Origin of the sequence: Flavobacterium gelatinilyticum (assembly GCF_027111295.1) — a bacterium.
Lineage (GTDB): Bacteria > Bacteroidota > Bacteroidia > Flavobacteriales > Flavobacteriaceae > Flavobacterium > Flavobacterium gelatinilyticum.
This window is the reverse complement of record NZ_CP114287.1, coordinates 774,084-792,214: the sequence shown is the minus strand read 5'-3', so window position 1 is coordinate 792,214 and position 18,131 is coordinate 774,084. Positions and strand designations below refer to the sequence as shown.

Here is an 18,131-nt window from a genome sequence, read left to right as displayed (position 1 = left end):
TCAGGGCTAACTTTTATTTCTGGTACAAAGTTGTGGTTTGATTAAAGATTAGAAAACACGATATTTTACTTCTTTACATGGCTAACATGGTCCATGTTGTGGTTTGATTAAAGATTAGAAAACACGATATTAATTACGCAACGTGTATATTTCACAGCAGAGTTGTGGTTTGATTAAAGATTAGAAAACACGATATTTATTACTATCGCAATGTTGTGCGACTGTACGTTGTGGTTTGATTAAAGATTAGAAAACACGATATTGAAATAGTCAGCATAATCGATTTGATTCAGTTGTGGTTTGATTAAAGATTAGAAAACACGATATTAAAACATATTTTATGAAACAAATTAACGACGTTGTGGTTTGATTAAAGATTAGAAAACACGATATTTCAAAATGCAGGAATAGTATTAACGATTATGTTGTGGTTTGATTAAAGATTAGAAAACACGATATTTGTAAGAACTTCCCTATTGACGTTTTTCCGGTTGTGGTTTGATTAAAGATTAGAAAACACGATATTTGCTGATAATATTGACCAAGAAACATTGTTGTTGTGGTTTGATTAAAGATTAGAAAACACGATATTAAATACTCGGCAAAATAATAATACAGACTAGTTGTGGTTTGATTAAAGATTAGAAAACACGATATTGCTGTAAAAGATGCTAAGTGTGAAGTTGCAGTTGTGGTTTGATTAAAGATTAGAAAACACGATATTTGATTTTCTTAATTAATCCGTTTTGTAAAAGTTGTGGTTTGATTAAAGATTAGAAAACACGATATTTTTTACTTTTGTAAAATTTACCCCGGCCTCGTTGTGGTTTGATTAAAGATTAGAAAACACGATATTAAGCAGCGTAACGAAATGCATGAAAAATATGTTGTGGTTTGATTAAAGATTAGAAAACACGATATTCTGAATATCAAAAAATATTTGACAACTTCAGTTGTGGTTTGATTAAAGATTAGAAAACACGATATTTGGCTTTATTCTTTGGATTAAGGATGAAATGTTGTGGTTTGATTAAAGATTAGAAAACACGATATTTTTACAGTTAAACAATCAGATCCTTCTGCCGTTGTGGTTTGATTAAAGATTAGAAAACACGATATTGTAGAAATAAAGAAGATGAATAGTCAACAGGTTGTGGTTTGATTAAAGATTAGAAAACACGATATTTTTCTGTTTTAAACAAGGAAAAAGGCAGTGTTGTGGTTTGATTAAAGATTAGAAAACACGATATTTGTCGCTTCGTCAAATGTTCCAGTATCTGTGTTGTGGTTTGATTAAAGATTAGAAAACACGATATTTTCTTATTATTTGAAAAAATGTCCTCTCCTGTTGTGGTTTGATTAAAGATTAGAAAACACGATATTAAATACTCGCCAAAACAATAATACAGATTAGTTGTGGTTTGATTAAAGATTAGAAAACACGATATTTATAATAGGAAAGAGCAATGATTCGTCTGCGTTGTGGTTTGATTAAAGATTAGAAAACACGATATTAACAGCTCAATCAATAGGCAAGTTTAACGTGTTGTGGTTTGATTAAAGATTAGAAAACACGATATTGGCTTGTGGATTGTTGAAAATGTAAAACCGGTTGTGGTTTGATTAAAGATTAGAAAACACGATATTGAATTAAAAAACCTTGAAAAGCAATTGGCAGTTGTGGTTTGATTAAAGATTAGAAAACACGATATTACTGCTTATTAAAAGCAAAAGATCTTATTGTTGTGGTTTGATTAAAGATTAGAAAACACGATATTGTGGTGATAGACAAAGTACAACAGTACCTAGTTGTGGTTTGATTAAAGATTAGAAAACACGATATTAGTTGGCTCGTTTCCTTCTGATATATAAAGCTTTAGATGTAAATATCGTTCAGAAAAATGCCTCTTTTATGGTCTGATAACCCATAATTGAGGCATTTTTTTTATTGTAGGGTTTAGTAAATAAGGTCTTGAATGTTGAAACTTTGCTAATAATTATAAAAGATCAGTACTAGAATAATTCTAGTTGTGTAGGCTGAGGTGCTGATGGTAAGGCTGCTTTTCCCCAAAAATTTAAGATATTGCCAAATTGCTTATCCGTTATTCGAAGTACACTTACTTTTCCTAATGGCGGAAGTAGTTTGTGGATTCTTTTTTCATGAACATCAGCGCTTTCGCTGCTTGCGCAGTGGCGTACATAAACAGAATATTGCATCATCGAAAATCCATCTTTTAGTAAATTGTTTCTAAATCCAGATGCATTTCGTCTGTCTTTTTTTGTTTCTGTGGGGAGATCAAAAAAAACAAACAGCCACATTATTCTATATCCGTTAAGCTCCATAAGGCAGGATATTTAATTTTTTTTCGATTTCCTGTGAAGCATTGTTGGAGTGAACTTGCAGTTTTTTGCAAACCTATCATTAAAGGGCTTTTCTCATCTTTAAAATAAACTGTCCTAGTTAGTATTTGTAATAATTCCGCCTTAATAGCTGTGTTTAGCTCTTGCTCTTTGAAATTTTGCATAATTTCAAAGACTTTTTCATCCACAATGGGACGAAACGGTTCCATGATATCATCAGCAAGTGCAAAAGCATTATACTTGCTTTTGTGGTGGATTCCTAACGTATTGAGCAGGCCGCTTCCGGAAAGAGCTCTTGCAGTTGCTGCTCTTAAAATTGCGTATCCATAATTCAAAAAATTATTCGGATAGTCTCCATATCGTTCCCTTTTTATTCCATCAAATTCTAAATTTGGTTGAGGGAAATATTTCCAATATTGCTGCGCCGCAGCCCCTTCCATATTAGATGAATCTCCGCTTAATACTTTGCCTGCAAGGAATGAAAAACTATTTTTAGAATTAGTTATTTTCTCTAGCAGCTGACCTTGGTTTTTAATTTTTTCAATTATTGTCTGCTGCCATAACTGCTTTTTTAATGGTATGGAAGCCTCAATCTGATTTTTGAATATTTCCTGCTGAATATGATGGCTGTTAAGATTTAACAGCATCCCGTTAGGGAGATGATTCTTTCCGCAGATAACAATAGAGGTATTGTTATCAACAAGTAAATTCATAGCAGGAATGCTGAGGTAGATTTCATTATGATCGAGAACAAGAAAACCAATATCTTCAATTGGAATAGAGCTCTCTTTTATTTCTGATTTTAGCACAAGCTGATTGTTTTTTGCCGTTATGGAAAATTTGTTTTCAATTAAAATAGTTCTCTTTAACATATATTCAATTTGAAATTATAAATATCCTTTGATTCAACTTAAGTGAAATCTTTATTATTTGTCGAAAGTTAGACTTAAAAGAAATTTTGTTTTTACGGTTTTCCATAATTTACAGATTTTAGCTCAACAATTTATATAATGAAAGATTAGTTAATCCTTGGTTTTGAAATATATATTAAGTGTTGACGCCATATTATTGATAACAATTAAAAGCAATTAATCCATTAAGTTTTCATGCTTAAAAGTTTTTTTTAAGTCAAACAAAAAAAGAAATAGCTTGAAGATTAACTATTTTTTATTTCATTAAATTTTCCTGAATTCTTTATTTTAATATTCTTTTATCATAATTGTCATTTTGATATTTGAAGACTGACATTGCTTTATATTCCCTTTAAATTTTTATTGCAAAAAAAAAAAATCAAGTCCAATAGACTTTTAAGTACATGTTGTTTACATTTAGTATCCTGCGTTTCTAATAATTTCCTAAATTTTACGTTTTAAATAATAATGATTTCCCCGTAAAATCTACCTGCTTATGCCTGTGGTTTATCTGTACATACGAGTAAGTACCGATGAGCAGGCTGTAAAAGGATATTCCCAGCGCAGCCAGTTAGAACGGCTTGTGCATTACTGTAAATATAACAGTCTCGTTATTGCTGAAACGATATTTGAGGATTTTTCGGCTAAAACATTTAACCGTCCGGCGTGGAATAAATTAATGACTAAGATCAAATATCTTAAAAATTCTCCTGTAACTATTCTTTTTACATACTGGGACAGATTCAGCCGTAATATCACAGATGCCTACATAATGCTTGAGAAACTTCAAAAATTAGGAGTATCGCTCCAAGCCATAGATCAGCCGATTGATTTTTCCATACCCGAAAGCAAGATAATACTTGCCGTGTATCTGGCCACATCTGAAGTTGAAAATGATAAGAAAAGCCGGAACGTAAGCTTAGGTCTTCAGAAAGCGAGGCTGGAGGGACGCTGGATAAATAAGGCTCCTTTAGGATATAGGAATAAAATAACAGCAGATGGGAAAAAGTATATTGCTGCTTATGCCCCTGAAGCTTTTATAATTAGGGAAGTGTTTGAAGAAATAATTAAGGCAAAAAGAGTTACGCTGTCAGAAATATATAAAGAGGCTGTTGCTAAAGGCTTAAAATGCAGCAGAAGTGCCTTTTACATGTTAGTGCGAAATCCTATTTATTGCGGGCAGATCAAAATTCCTGAAACCGGAAATGAAAAGAGCAGGATTATTGACGGACTGCATGCAGGAATTGTATCCGTGGCACTTTTTGAACAAGTACAAAAAAATTTAAGAAATCTAAGAAACTCAAGACTTGTTAAAAAGAAAAGAGTTCTTAATGAAAACTATTTATTAAGGGGAATTCTGCTGTGTCCTGATTGCGGAAAAACACTAACCGGAAGTTCTTCACAGGGAAGGAGCAGGAAATACTATTACTATCATTGTACCGGAAAATGCAAATATAGAATCAGGGCTGATTATATTAATGCAGGTTTCCAGCTGTTTCTTAAGGACATTAAGATTGATGTCTCTTTCTGTAAAATAGCCAATGATTTATTGAAAGAGATTGATAAGGGAAGACAGCAGGACTATCAAATAAAAAAGCGTGAGATTGGAAAAGCAATGGATGGATCAATTGACAGAAGCTTAAATGCACATAGGCTTTTTTCAGAAGGAAAAATTGATTATGATGATTATTTTCTGATAAAGGAAAACTGTAAAGCTTATTTGAAAAAATATGCTTCGGAATTGCGTGAGCTGGCCTTAAATGCAGGGTCAGGGATTTATGCAAAGAATGCAGGTGATAGTATATTCCATCGCTTAGCAGAGGTTTACGAGCTGTCAGATGTATTAATGAAACAAAGAATTGCGAGGCTGTTTTTTCCTGAAAAAGTTATTGCTGACGCAAATATTCTCAATATGCTTCCAGAATTTATAAAAAAAATATTCGGGTTAGAATTAGTTAAAAATCGCTCAATGAAAGAGCAGGATTTTAATAATGAGGAGATGATAAATAATTTTCTAAATGAGATTGCATTGTTAGCCTTTGAGCAGCAGTTGAAAACAAATTAAGAGAATGTATATAATGAGGAGAACAAAATATTTGATTTAAATTGGAAGCCGTAAAATTTGGCGGCAGAAATGGTGTCAAATCAGTATTTGATTCTTTTGAGCGTAAATTCTTACTAGTAAATTACATAATTCCCATTTTTAGCATGGAAATTGTCAAACTATTTTACTTTTAATTGTTTGGTAATAATGGTAGAACTATCTTTAAACATTATTAACCGGATAACGGATGTAATTCCATTTTTTAAAAATTTACAAAGTATTATAGAAATATAAGCGGCTGCGGATTCTTAGATTATAGTTTTATGTTTGCCTGACAAACTAAATATAATGCCCGAGCCTGAAAATTCCAAAAAGGTTGTATGTATTGCTGACCATGATGAGGACGACCGAATGCTGCTCCATGAGGCATTACTGACCCTAAATCAGCCATTTGAGATTCTAGAGATCAGCACAAGAGACCAGCTTACAGACCAGTTATCTAAATTGTCTGATATTTTTCCTGATTTTATTTTTCTCAATACCGGTATGCCTGGCATAGAGATGGTTCATTGCATTGAAACGATCAGGAAGGAAACCGGATCAGGCATGAAAGCAAAGATCATTATCTATTCCACTGACAGCGATAGGTCCAGCATCGAAAAAGCATTTGAACTGGGAGCAGATTTTTATGCTGTCAAGCCGAGTAATTATAAAGATCTTAAAAAGCTGGCAGGAACTGTAATAGAAATGGAATGGGAGACTTCTGAAAAAGACACCAGGATATTTCACATTGGATTTTAAATATTTAGGCATGCTGTCATATTTCTATCGCAGACACGCTTTTTTCAGTCTGCTAATGTTATATTATGCTTGGCTTTTATAGACGATTTTGAATATCGGCAGAAAATTTGCAGGGAGATAGATGCACGGAAGAAAATTATGCGGCAACATTCTTTCATAAAATTTGAATGGCAGATTTTGCGTAAATCTGTCTTGGCTTTTGTGGCGGAAATGTTTAAAATCCATTATTTTTTTATGATGAATGGATTCGACTTTTCTTCGATTAATGTAAAAATTGAATAGCACACAGTATGATACTTGGAGTGCCTAATTAATTTTCCGCCATTTTTTAGTGACCCAAAGGAGTCTTTATATCTTGACGTGAAAGTTTTCAAAAGCTGGCTGGAGATTATCGGGCTGCGACACTAAAGATAATGCTTTTTTTATAAGAATAGGAAGATGGCTGTATAGAACTGGTTTTGTGATAAAATAATTTGCCCCAAGGGAATACATTTTTTCGATATCCGCAGTATTGCTGCTGGTGCTGAAAACAATAATGATATGCTTTTTTAAGGCATCCGAATTTCTGATTTTTATAAGACATTCCTCTCCAGACATAATAGGCATATTAAGATCTAGGAAGACCAGCTCTGATTTAGGAGTTTGGGGATTTTCTAGAAGGCTGATCAATTTGGCTCCATCATGCATAATGGAGAGTTTCATATCAGGAAAGTGGTCCCTGACTGCTTCGGCAAAAAAGTCGCAGTCATCGATATCGTCGTCTGCCAGCAAAATGTGATTAAATAACCTTTTGGTCATATTTTTTGCGTTAATTCAACATAAATCAAATTTACAGCTTTTCAATTTCAATTCCAAATTAAGGGTTTGCTGATGCCGTGCATGTTTCTAACTGCAATATACCCTAAGGAGCGGAAATGCAGGATTTGTAACAAAATAAAATTTAATTTTTTACATAATTCCCATGTAAAACATGGGAATTATGTAAGCTTTTGTTAAATTATATATTTTTAAGAGTAGTCTGCTATAAAAAGAGGCTAATGATAAAAATACTTGCCATGATGCCATGAAAAATTAAGTAATGAAAATTTGTTGGGTGAATTAAGCTATTGGGTGACATGTGTTTTTTTATTATGCATGGAATCTTTATTATCTGCATTTCATATTCGCCTTTTTTGCATCCTCATTTTTTGTCTTAGATAAAGTTTTACTGATAGATAATTACTCCGCTGGTTGAGGCAGTGGCATTTTTCAGATACCGCTAATGACATCATGCTGCGGACAATAAATTCGGGTAACAAACATGAATTTTCATTTTTGGAGAGGGAAGTCAATTGCTTTCTTTATCCTTTCCCGGTGAGGTGCTCTTCAGGTAGATAATCAAATCCTCGTGGGCTTCATATTTCAGCCTTTGGTTTTATTGATGATAGAGTATCTGTCAATTTTTAGAGCTCAGTGCTCAGTACATCAACCATGCCGGCAGTATAACGCATCTAGTTCTTTCCCGTAGCAGATGGTGTTTTTGGTTCTTTGGACAGCATTCTCTTGTGGCTTTCTTTGACCGTGCGGCTTTCAGCAGCCATAGATGTGAAATGTCCATGTTCATCCACGTAGATAATCATGCTCTGAAAGCCTTTGCCCTTGAGGTTGTTAGTTTTTCTTTCAAGCTTCCTGAGTGCTTTCTGCTTTTTAAGAAGAGCTTTTTTCTTGTTATTTTCTTTTTTAAAAAATGAGTCGGCCATATTTCGCTTCAGTATTAAATTAAACTATTGGATTACTTTTTTTCTTTGATCGATGCCCAGTGTTTCAAAGTAACCGCAGCTTTAAGAGCAGGATATCCTAATACGGTATCACCTGGACTGACATCGGAGATTACTCCCGATCCGCCGCCGACGGTAGCTCCGTCTCCAAGTGTGACATGATCCTTAATGCTGCTTCCCCCTCCGATGACCACGCCTCTGCCAAGTTTCACAGAACCCGCCAGTCCGCTGTTTCCTGCTATGATACAGTGCTCGCCTACAATGCAGTTATGCCCAATCTGTACCAGATTATCGATTTTACAGCCATTTCCAATAACAGTTGAGGCGAATTTTGCGCGGTCTATGCAGACTCCCGCACCGATTTCTACATCATCACCGATAACAACATTTCCGATATGGGGGACCTTTACGAGTCCTTCAACAGGACACTTCACAAAACCAAACCCGTCGGCACCGATAACAGCATTGGAATGTATGATTGTCCTTAGGCCGATGCGACAGTTTTCACGTATGACAGTCCCAGGCCATATAACAGTTCCGGAACCGATAAAACAGCCGTCAAGTATGGTAACATTAGGGTAAATAGTAACATTATGCTCCAGTTTGCATCCTGCGCCTATGTAGACGCCAGCTCCTATTTTTGTCTGATTGCCTATTTCAGCGGACTTATGGATTACTGCTGAGTGATGGATGTTGTTTTCAAACATGACAGCCGCAGGTCTGAAAAGTTCAAGCACTCGGCACATAGCCAGCTCAACACTGTCTACTTTGATCAGTGCCCTGCCGGGGCCGGGATCTAGGACGCTATTCTTATCCACAACAGCAACAAGAGCTTTGGATTTCGGCCAAAGCCTTTCAAATTTTTTGTTTCCGAGAAAAGTAATCTGATGTGGCTGGACGGTTTCAGGGCTCCCCGCAGAGGATACCATTGCCGACGTTTTGCCGTCAGTTATGCCATGAAGATGTGTGCAGATCTCATGTACTGAAAATTTTTTCATGTAAATATGATTATTATGTATGGCAGTATCTTAAATTTATAATTTAGCTGGCAACCGCCATACAATTGATGATTATAAAAAAGCAGCAGCAGTTGTACCTGATGCCTTTCGCAGGTAGGTTTTCAGCTCTGATTTAAAAAAAAAGATAATTCCTGTTATAAAAAAAAGTAAAGTTTAATTCCATGCCTGCTAGAAGCATTATGATTTATTGGTTTCAGATTAGTGTCTGAAGCAAAGAAATTTATTATAGTAATAACGAGCCATTATGCATCAGCTCTATGTAGATTTGGCCGCTGGTCTGATCAGAGCATTGCCAGAGACTGCAGCTATCTTCTTCTGTCCTTAGAATAATTTGATGCGCCTCTGCTGGAGCTGTAGTCCAAAACATCAGGCTTAGGTCGGGCTTCGTTTACCACTACAGTCTGGCTGTCCAGTTCGGAGTTGTTCAGCCCTTTTATTGCTTTTTCAGCATCAGATTGGTCAGGCATTTCAACAAAACCGAAGCATTTTGAGCGGCCTGTAAACGGATCCATAATTATTTTTACAGAGGTTACTGTTCCATAAGCTGCGAAAGCGTCGCGCACCTGATCCTCCGAGGTTCCAAACCCCAGTTTTGCTACAAAGATATTCATAATGTAAAATGTTTTAAAAATTAAGGCGGCTGTATGCCTAAACTGAAGAGTAAGGGAGGACAAATTTTACAAGATGGACAGATCTGCTTATCAGAGTGAGCATTGGCAGAATACCAATTACAGCAAAGATAGCATTATATATTTATCGCAGGCATGTTATTAAAAAAAGTTTGGTAAAAAAAACTGAAAATCAATAATTTAATTCTGTGATCCTAAGTTTTACGATGTATTTACTTTAATCTTTACAGCTGTATTACGTTATTATCCGCTTTATGAATAAACCAATTTTTTGCCTCCGTCAAGGAATGATAATATTTGAAAAAATGAGAAGGGAGATTCAAATGATTATGAATTATTAAACCATTTAAAAATAAAATTTTATTTTCTGAAGTTGCTTAAAAACAGATTATTTTTCCATACTTATAGTGGTTGCTTTAAAAGATTATGTCTTTTTTTAGAACTGATTTTATTGCTTCCAAAAGTTCATGCTGCTTAAAAGGTTTAGGTACATAGCCGTTCATGCCAGCATCCAGGCATCGGTGCAGTTCTCCTGCCAGGGAATGTGCAGTCATGGCGATAATAGGGATAGGGTTATTCATTTCTTTTCTTATATATTTAGTCGTCTGGTAGCCGTCGTGAATAGGCATCTGCAGATCCATAAGCATCAGGTCATATTCTCCGTGCGCTAGCATTTCTATGCCCTGGCTTCCGTTTTCGGCTATATCTATTTTAAATCCGAATCCTTCAATTACGTTCTGTGCCAGTTTCTGGTTGAGGTAGTTGTCCTCACAAAGCAGTATGCTGAGCCTGCCAAGATCATTGAAGAGTTTCGCTTCAGGCGGGCTGGTTTCCAAGACTGCTTTTTTATAAGATAATGTGAAGTAAAACTCCGACCCGCTTCCTTCTATGCTTTTTACCTGAATATTTGAATCATGCAGTTCAACAAGCTGTTTTACAATGTTAAGCCCGAGTCCTGTGCCTCCGAACTTTCTGGTTGTGCTCTGCTCAGCCTGGGTAAACCGTCCGAAAATGGTATCAAGATGCTTCTGAGATATGCCGATTCCGGTATCTTTCACCACAAAGCGGATCTGGCAGCTGTCGTCTGTTTCTGCTGTTTTTTTTACAGAGATGGTCACTTCCCCTTCCATGGTGAACTTAAGGGCATTGCCGGCCAGATTTACCAGTATCTGGTTAAGCCTGCCCGGATCTCCGGAAATTATTTCAGGAAGCCCGGCATCGAGATACAGGTTAAACTCCACGCCATCATGGACTTTGACCCTTAAGAGGTCATAGACATGTTTGAGTGTTTTCTTTAGATCAAACGGTCGCTGCTCGAGGGTCAGGCTACCTGACTCAATTTTAGACAGATCCAGGATGTCGTTGACAATGATCATAAGATTGTCTCCCGCAATCTTTACGAAAAGTATTTGGTATTTGTATTGAAATATCCTGCCAGTTTTGTAAGGTTCAAATCTTTTTCGAGGAATTTTTTACCGTTTTCAAATTTTTGAAGGCACTGCAGAACTGGAAAATAGCCGAGTTATTGGACGGGAGCCTTTCTTCTGAAACTGATTCCATTATTTCCATTTTGCGGAAAAATGATTTAGAGAATTTTAATATTGAGGAGTTTGTCTAAAAGGCAGCTCCTTTTTTTTGTAAAAACAAATAATCTAAAAAAGCAATTCAAAAGGTTTTTGTGGAAATTTTTTCTATTTATTGGAAATAATTATTAAAAAAATAGAAAATATTTTTTTTATTTGGAAATAAATGTTTTATATTTGCTGTAATAAACCCAAATATAAAAAACAAAATGCTTAAATACTTTAGTATTATACAAGCTCTTAGCAGGTCTGCATTAGCAACTCCGAATGAAGCTGTTATTCATCAGATCAGAAGGTTAAAAGAAAGCTTGGAGAAAGACGGATTTACTAAGGAGGTTAAATCTCTGGATGCATTGTTGACTGCTTCTGAAGCATCACTGGATATGTCCCCAAGTAAAATCCAAAGATCTTTTGTTGTGCTAAAAGGAGAGGAGTTAACTCCTAAAACTTCTATTCCTGTAGATAAGGAGACATCGACAGCATTGGCTGAAATTTTTTTTCCAAGTGATCTGCCTGAAAAAGCTCCGGTGTTTGAAGAAAATATTCAACTTGCAATTCAGTCAATCGTCAATGAATGGAATCAATTCGATAAGCTTCTGGAAATTAATGCTACGCCTGCCAGCTCATGTCTGATTTATGGTGCGCCAGGAACTGGTAAAACTCATTTAGCAAAATGGATTGCTAAACAAATAGGATTGCCAGTTGTTTTGGCTAGATTAGAAGGTCTTATGTCTTCTTATCTAGGCACAACATCTCGTAACATAGGTAATTTGTTTGCTTTTGCTAATAGATACAATTGTATCTTACTTCTTGATGAGTTTGATGCAATAGCCAAACTGCGAAATGATCCACAGGAAGTCGGTGAAGTAAAAAGAGTAGTGAATACTTTATTGCAGAGTCTTGATTCCAGACATGAGAAAGGTTTTACAATTGGTGTAACTAACCACGAAAGTCTTCTTGATCCTGCAATTTGGCGTAGATTCGATATACAGGTTGAAATCCCTAAACCTTCTCCAGAGGTTATGATTCAACTGCTTAGCAATTTTATCGAACCTTTAGAGTTTAATGAAAGCGAAATCAAGTTTCTGGCTTGGTGTCTTGATGATTCATCAGGAGCTGATGCCGAAATGCTTTCAAGGTGGTTAAAGAGAGCTTTTGTCTTAGAAAAGGAAAGTAATATTGTAGAGGTAATGAAACAGTTTGCTTTACTTAATTCGGGACGAGTCGATTCAAAAAAGCGAAGTATTATGCTTCATAGTGTTGATGATTTTATAAATATGCTTTTAAATGATAAGGTTTATTCTTTTAAACAGAAAGATATTGCTTCGCTGTTTGGAATTACTCCGTCAAGTTTGAGCAAGCAGTTATCAAAGTTTAAAGATTCTGAAAAAATATAAGTTATGGCAAACAGTCCTGTTCAAATAGTATTAAATAGTGATGCATTTATAGAGGCATTGGAAAATAATGGAGGCGGCGGTTTTAAAGACTTTTTTGCCGGGAATGACACTGAATTTATCGAACATAGAGATAGTATTCAAAGTCAGCTGAATGATATTAAGAGCATGCAGTTAGTTAGCAGCTTTGCTAAGGTTTCGTACGCAAAAGTTACATTAAAGCAGACTGCATTAGCAAAAAGCCACCGCCCGACTTCACAGGTTTTTAAAAGAGATGTTGCACCAGTAATTGGTGCGGGTGACCTTGGAGAATTATTTGTCGAACTGACTCCGGAAAGCATAGATAAAATAAATACTAAAGTAGGACAGGCTGAAACAGAAACGCGATATAAGGAGAGAAACGGAAAGCCTGAACCAAGTCCTTCAAGACTGAGAAGCGAAATAGGGGCAATTGAAGGGATTAGTCTTTATTCTGCCAGTGACAAAAGGAATTTTTCAGTGAACGAAGCTGTGAAATGGCTGGATAATCCTCAGACAGGTGGGGCCTATATGGTGGAATTATTTGAAGCTCCGCCAGCAAGACAAGATTGGGATTTATTAAGCAAATACAAATTCGATTTGTTTAATAGTTTTTTTGAGGGACTATCAAATTTGGAAATAGGTGTATTTGTGTCAAGAATAACTACTGGAAGAGGTTCTGCTGCTGTGTTTGGCATAAAGTTGGAAAAAAGTAGTTCTACAGCAGTAATACAACTATATGCATCATCAACAGCAGGTAAGACTGGAGAGAAAAAAGCCATTGATTTAAGCTTGGATAAACATAATCAATTGCTGGAATATTTAGGGAACCATCCGTTAGTTAAGAAAGTTACGCTTCCTCCTATAATTACCCAAAGTTCTGCAGTAAAGTCCAATGCAAAAGGTGAGACCTTCAATGTTATTGCTCCTAACCAAAAAGAATCTTATCCCAAGATATGTGTGGTGGATGGAGGAGTTTCAGATGTTTATGGCGACTGGGTTGAAGACCGTTGGGGATTAATCAGCGGTTCTGATAAAGATGAAAATCATGGTACATTTATAGCTGGATTAGCAATATTTGGACAGCAACTGAATGGAAAAGCTATCTGCAGGGAGGCTGATGGCTGTAAAATCATAGATTTGGATATATTGCCTCGTATTGACAGATATAGTTTTTATTATTCAAAACCTTTAGAGTTTTTCAATGAGCTAGAAACTGCTGTTCAGGAACTTAAAGCTAAAACAGGTGTTAGAATATTTAATTTTAGTCTCAATATAGAAGAGCACGCGTCAACAACTGGATATAGTGTTCCGGCGCAGATTCTAGATAAAATTGCTGAAGAAAATGATGTGATTTTTGTGATTTCAGCAGGCAATACTCATCCACGGGATATTAGAAAAGAGTGGCCCTCTGATCATTTTGATGCCTTGAAAATATTGGCATCATCAAGGAATGATACTATTAAAAGGCCAGCAGAAAGCTGCCGGAATGTTAGTGTTTCGGCGTTAAATCCGCCACATATCGATGGTGTAGTTCCTTATGCATTAAGTAATTATAGCTGTCGCGGGCCCGGACTGCGAGTGGGGCTTAAGCCTGATTTTGGACATATTGGTGGCTCAGGAACGATTCACCCAATTTTTGGACGTGGTTTATTATCCTTGGATCCTGACAGTAATATTATCGACGGATGCGGAACCAGTTATGCCGCTCCTAACGTCGCAAAGACCTTAGCTAGTCTTGATCATTCCATTGAAGGTTTAGTTTCAAGAGAAACCTTGATAGGGCTGGGAATTCATCATGCTGTACTGCCTGAGTCACTTAACGATAAAAATCTTAGAAATGTTACAAAGCATTTGGTTGGATTTGGAATTCCTGGAGGTTCTGAAGATATATTGAATGGAAATCCTTCTGCGATAACATTAGTTTTTGCAAACAGGGCAGTAAGCGGGCACAAAATGAGCTTTAAATTTTCATGGCCTCCAAGTTTGGTAAGAGCAGGAAAATGTTTTGGACATGCTAAACTTACCATAGTAAGCACACCAAGATTTGATCACAAATTTGGCTCTGAGTTTGTCAGAATAAATATTGATGCAGCTCTTAGACAGCTACAAAAAGATGGAAAGTACAAAGGGCGATTAAATGCTATTTATACACCAGATGAAGGGGATGGAAGTTTAAATGAAAAGGATCAAATTGAACATTCTTTTAAGTGGAGTCCAGTAAAAGTTTATGAAAAAACTTTCCCCCGAGGAGTAGGTCCATCTACCGAATGGAAGTTAGATGTAGAGTATCTTTCCAGAGACGGAGTTACAATACCTTCAGCTGGCGTGCCATTTACAGCAATATTGACTATTTCAGATCCTAATGGAGAAGAACCTGTATTCAACGATATGCGCCAAATGCTGCAATCATTAGGAGTTCAGGCAGTTGATATCAAAACTGCTGCTCGAATTGTCTCAAGAGTTTAATTCTTAATTTAAATATAGTTATGGCAAATTACCATGTAACACAGAAAAAAGGGCAGGAAGGTTGGAATGTCCAAAAAGAAGGAGGTAAAAAGGCTTCGGCCATTACCACCACTCAAAAGCAGGCTGAACAACTTGCAAAACAATTTTCGTCAAATAATGGCGGAGGAGAAGTGCGCATCCATCGTGCTAATGGTGGTCCAATAAGAGACAGCGACACGGTCAAACCAGGAAATGATCCAAAATCAAGAAAAGACACAAAATTCTAATGAGAAAAAAACTTTTTAATGAATAAAAAACCAGGCGAAAATCACCTGGCTTAATTCCTTTGAAGGAAACAAAAGCCCTTGCAAGGCTCTTGGTAGTAATGTTTGCACTTCAAAACTACCTCCTTTATTTGAAATAAGCAAGCTTTTTGTGATTTTAAACCTCCGGCCGATTTATTTAAGGCCGCAGGGCTTGGTATTAACGATATAAATTTCAATTGCATCAGATTTAAAATTATCACAGGATTTTTCCTGATTTATGGCCGAAATGATAGGCTTTAAGCAATTTATATATTATTTAATATCAAATTTGATTTAAGAATGAATTCAAATATTGAACAAGGGGAAAAGAATGCCCCTAACGGAAAAGTACTTCTAAAATTTGTAATAGAGGGAAAAAACTATGAGACTTTCGAACAGTACAAAACTGGTGCTGAATTAAAGCAACTGGCAGGAATACCATTAGAAATTGAGCTGTATTTGTCAATCAGCAAACCTTATCAAGATGAGCTTATTGAAAACGAAAAACGAGTTAATCTGGCTCGTCCAGAAACAGAGTATTTCTTTGTAAAGAAAAAGCTCCAGTTTTTTATTAATGATATGCCTTTTACTTGGTATAAGCAATACATTAGAGGTATTCAAATCAGAGAATTGGGTAGTATACCAGCTGGTGATGACATTTTTCTTGACATCAAGGAGGGGTGGCAGGATGATCAGATTTTAGACGATGAAATAGTTGATTTAGGCAGGCCAGGTAAAGAGAAGTTTTTCTCAAAGCCAAGACCGCAGGAATTGACCATAATTGTAAATGCGCGTGTTCATCAATGGAAGCAGCCCGATATTTCCTTTGAGCAGTTGGTTGTTCTGGCTTTTGGTTCTTATGACAATAACCCTAATAAAGGATATACAGTTACTTACAGCAGGGGATGGGAACCTAAACCAGAAGGCACTATGGTTAAAGGTTCAAGTGTACGTGTCAAAAATAAAATGATCTTCGATGTCACAGCAACTGATAAATCATAGCCCAGACCTTAAACGTCTAAGAGACGAAGGTTACGAGATCGAGGTACGTGGTGGATATTTACTTATCCACCATATACCTTATGTAAATCAAAACAAAGAGATAGAATATGGAGTGCTGGTAAGTACCCTAACTTTAATTGCCAATAGTCACACAGCAATACCCGATACTCATGTAGTACATTTTACTGGTAATAATCCTTGCGGAGCTGATGGTGAAATCATTGCGGCTATTCAGCATATTAACGCTGATTCAGCATTGAACGCTCAGATTTTGGTAAACAGATCTTTTTCAAACAAGCCACCCGCAGGGTATCCTAATTACTATGAAAAAATGAAGAGGTATGCAGATATTATTTCTGCACCAGCAAAATTTCTGGATCCTTCCGTTACAGAAAAGACCTTTAAGCTAATGGCAGATATTGCTGGTGAAACAGTTTTCCAATATATTGATACCAATTCAAGCCGTGCAAATATTGAAGGTATAAATGCGAAGCTGGAAGGCCAGAAGATAGCAATAATTGGATTGGGAGGTACAGGAGCTTATATTCTGGATATGATAGCTAAAACTCCAGTAGCAGAAATCCATCTTTATGACGCAGATAGTTTTGACCAGCATAACGCTTTCCGTTCACCTGGTGCTGCGTCTTTGAAAGATCTTGATGAAAATCTAAAGAAAGTGGGATATTATTATAAGGTTTATGCCAATATGCACAAGCATATTCATGTCCATGATTACTACGTGAAAAACGATAATCTTCATGAACTGGGCAGAATGGATTATGTGTTTGTATGCGTGGACAAAAATGCGGCAAGGAAACTAATAACGGACTATCTGGCGGACTTGGGAGTAGCTTTTTCAGATGTAGGTTTAGGCGTTAATGTTGTTGATGGCAGGCTTACCGGAGCAGTGAGGGTTACATCTGCTACACCTGACAAAATAGACCATCTTCCTCTTCGTATTTTTTCTGAAGATTCTGATAATAATGAGTATGGGACGAATATTCAGATTGCTGAACTAAATGCTCTCAATGCAATTTTTGCCGTTTTGAAGTGGAAAAAAGTACGCGGTATTTATGTTGATTTAGAAAACGAATATCACAGTTCCTATTCTATCGGGGTTTCTAAAATTTTTAATGAAGATGTTGCAGTTTAAATTTATTGAGTTTATTCCTGAAAAGATTGAAGATGGTATTTTGTATATTTCGATTGAATACTGTACAGCAATACACAAATGTGTGTGCGGATGCGGAAATGAAGTGGTAACCCCATTGTCTCCGACAGATTGGAAGTTAACTTTTAACGGTAAAGCTGTCACACTTCACCCTTCTATAGGTAACTGGAATTTTGAATGCCAATCTCAGTTAAATAAGTCTTCCTTGAATTTTGTAGCAAGAATTTCATAAATAGTAAAAAAAAAATAACATTAGTCTTAGCTTTTTGGGTGGGAAAAAGTAATAAGTCTATACTTATTGATTGTTGTTCGACTGGAGTTAAAAATTGGTTTATTTCTGTTCGTTTGTATCGTCCGAGAAAAGAAATTTTAGAAGGCACTTGTAAATTTCCCGAAGCCAAGATATCAAAAAAGTAAATAGTATAGGTTTTACAAAGAGCTGAATCTATCGAAGTTCGTTTTTCTTATAAGATAAAAATTGAAAAAGAACCAAAAGGGAATAAATAATTTATTTTGTTTCATTCTGGAAACAATTGTGTTTGGAAAAATGAGAACGTTAAATTCAAATAATTATGAAATATTAAATCATTTTAAAATGAAATTTCATTTTCACAAATTTGTGTTCGAATCCTGTTAAGTTATCGAATCATAAATCAACTATTTGTTTTGTTTTTCAAAACAATATATA

Annotated in this window: 15 protein-coding genes and 1 CRISPR repeat array (1 of these 16 only partly in view); of the genes, 8 read left to right on the top strand and 7 right to left on the bottom strand. The window is 35.9% G+C overall.

Going from position 1 to position 18,131, the window contains the following annotated elements; all coding sequences use genetic code 11:
• Window positions 1-1,844: direct repeats of the CRISPR family, unit length 36 nt; unit sequence GTTGTGGTTTGATTAAAGATTAGAAAACACGATATT (it extends 1,619 nt beyond the left edge of the window).
• Window positions 1,845-2,013: 169 nt separating this feature from the next.
• Both cas2 and cas1 read right to left on the bottom strand, forming a co-directional pair.
• Window positions 2,014-2,343 (bottom strand): CRISPR-associated endonuclease Cas2, encoded by a 330-nt coding sequence (gene cas2, locus OZP11_RS03360; RefSeq protein ID WP_073485070.1) that lies wholly within the window; start codon window positions 2,341-2,343, stop codon window positions 2,014-2,016.
• Window positions 2,319-3,233, bottom strand: coding sequence for a type II CRISPR-associated endonuclease Cas1 (gene cas1, locus OZP11_RS03355; RefSeq protein ID WP_281233811.1), 915 nt, complete (start codon window positions 3,231-3,233; stop codon window positions 2,319-2,321). The genes cas2 and cas1 overlap by 25 nt, the downstream gene beginning before the upstream one ends.
• Window positions 3,234-3,768: 535 nt before the next feature.
• Between cas1 and OZP11_RS03350 the strand changes: the two genes are divergently transcribed.
• Window positions 3,769-5,337 carry a recombinase family protein gene (locus OZP11_RS03350; RefSeq protein WP_281233810.1) on the top strand — a complete coding sequence of 523 codons (1,569 nt, stop codon included), beginning with the start codon at window positions 3,769-3,771 and terminating at the stop codon, window positions 5,335-5,337.
• Between the two features lie 327 nt (window positions 5,338-5,664).
• Window positions 5,665-6,117 carry a response regulator gene (locus OZP11_RS03345; RefSeq protein WP_281233809.1) on the top strand — a complete coding sequence of 151 codons (453 nt, stop codon included), beginning with the start codon at window positions 5,665-5,667 and terminating at the stop codon, window positions 6,115-6,117.
• Between the two features lie 348 nt (window positions 6,118-6,465).
• Here the strand turns inward: OZP11_RS03345 and OZP11_RS03340 are convergent, their stop codons facing one another.
• From OZP11_RS03340 to OZP11_RS03320, 5 genes are all read right to left on the bottom strand, one after another.
• The gene (locus OZP11_RS03340) at window positions 6,466-6,915 is read right to left on the bottom strand and encodes a response regulator (protein ID WP_281233808.1); all 450 of its coding nucleotides are present in this window, start codon (window positions 6,913-6,915) and stop codon (window positions 6,466-6,468) included.
• A gap of 692 nt (window positions 6,916-7,607) precedes the next feature.
• Entirely contained in the window at window positions 7,608-7,856 is a 249-nt protein-coding gene (locus OZP11_RS03335) for a hypothetical protein (protein ID WP_281233807.1), read from the bottom strand.
• A 32-nt stretch (window positions 7,857-7,888) separates the two neighbouring features.
• Window positions 7,889-8,872 (bottom strand): UDP-3-O-(3-hydroxymyristoyl)glucosamine N-acyltransferase, encoded by a 984-nt coding sequence (lpxD, locus tag OZP11_RS03330; RefSeq protein WP_281233806.1) that lies wholly within the window; start codon window positions 8,870-8,872, stop codon window positions 7,889-7,891.
• A gap of 326 nt (window positions 8,873-9,198) precedes the next feature.
• Entirely contained in the window at window positions 9,199-9,504 is a 306-nt protein-coding gene (gene rbp / locus OZP11_RS03325) for an RNA-binding regulator (RefSeq protein ID WP_281233805.1), read from the bottom strand.
• 434 nt (window positions 9,505-9,938) lie between these two features.
• Window positions 9,939-10,898, bottom strand: coding sequence for an ATP-binding protein (locus OZP11_RS03320; RefSeq protein WP_281233804.1), 960 nt, complete (start codon window positions 10,896-10,898; stop codon window positions 9,939-9,941).
• 416 nt (window positions 10,899-11,314) lie between these two features.
• Here OZP11_RS03320 and OZP11_RS03315 point away from each other — a divergent pair, with 416 nt between their 5' ends.
• From OZP11_RS03315 to OZP11_RS03290, 6 genes are all read left to right on the top strand, one after another.
• Window positions 11,315-12,502, top strand: coding sequence for an ATP-binding protein (locus OZP11_RS03315; protein ID WP_281233803.1), 1,188 nt, complete (start codon window positions 11,315-11,317; stop codon window positions 12,500-12,502).
• Window positions 12,503-12,505: 3 nt separating this feature from the next.
• Window positions 12,506-14,986: a S8 family peptidase gene (locus tag OZP11_RS03310; RefSeq protein WP_281233802.1), complete on the top strand. Its 2,481-nt coding sequence runs from the start codon at window positions 12,506-12,508 to the stop codon at window positions 14,984-14,986.
• 20 nt (window positions 14,987-15,006) lie between these two features.
• The gene (locus OZP11_RS03305; RefSeq protein ID WP_281233801.1) at window positions 15,007-15,252 is read left to right on the top strand and encodes a DUF2188 domain-containing protein; all 246 of its coding nucleotides are present in this window, start codon (window positions 15,007-15,009) and stop codon (window positions 15,250-15,252) included.
• Between the two features lie 318 nt (window positions 15,253-15,570).
• Window positions 15,571-16,272, top strand: a complete 702-nt coding sequence (locus tag OZP11_RS03300; RefSeq protein ID WP_281233800.1) for a multiubiquitin domain-containing protein — start codon at window positions 15,571-15,573, stop codon at window positions 16,270-16,272.
• Window positions 16,247-17,425 (top strand): ThiF family adenylyltransferase, encoded by a 1,179-nt coding sequence (locus OZP11_RS03295; RefSeq protein WP_281233799.1) that lies wholly within the window; start codon window positions 16,247-16,249, stop codon window positions 17,423-17,425. Before OZP11_RS03300 ends, OZP11_RS03295 begins: the two co-directional genes overlap by 26 nt.
• Window positions 17,406-17,675 carry a ubiquitination-like system serine protease family protein gene (locus OZP11_RS03290; protein ID WP_281233798.1) on the top strand — a complete coding sequence of 90 codons (270 nt, stop codon included), beginning with the start codon at window positions 17,406-17,408 and terminating at the stop codon, window positions 17,673-17,675. The genes OZP11_RS03295 and OZP11_RS03290 overlap by 20 nt, the downstream gene beginning before the upstream one ends.
• The last annotated feature ends 456 nt before the right edge of the window (window positions 17,676-18,131 follow it).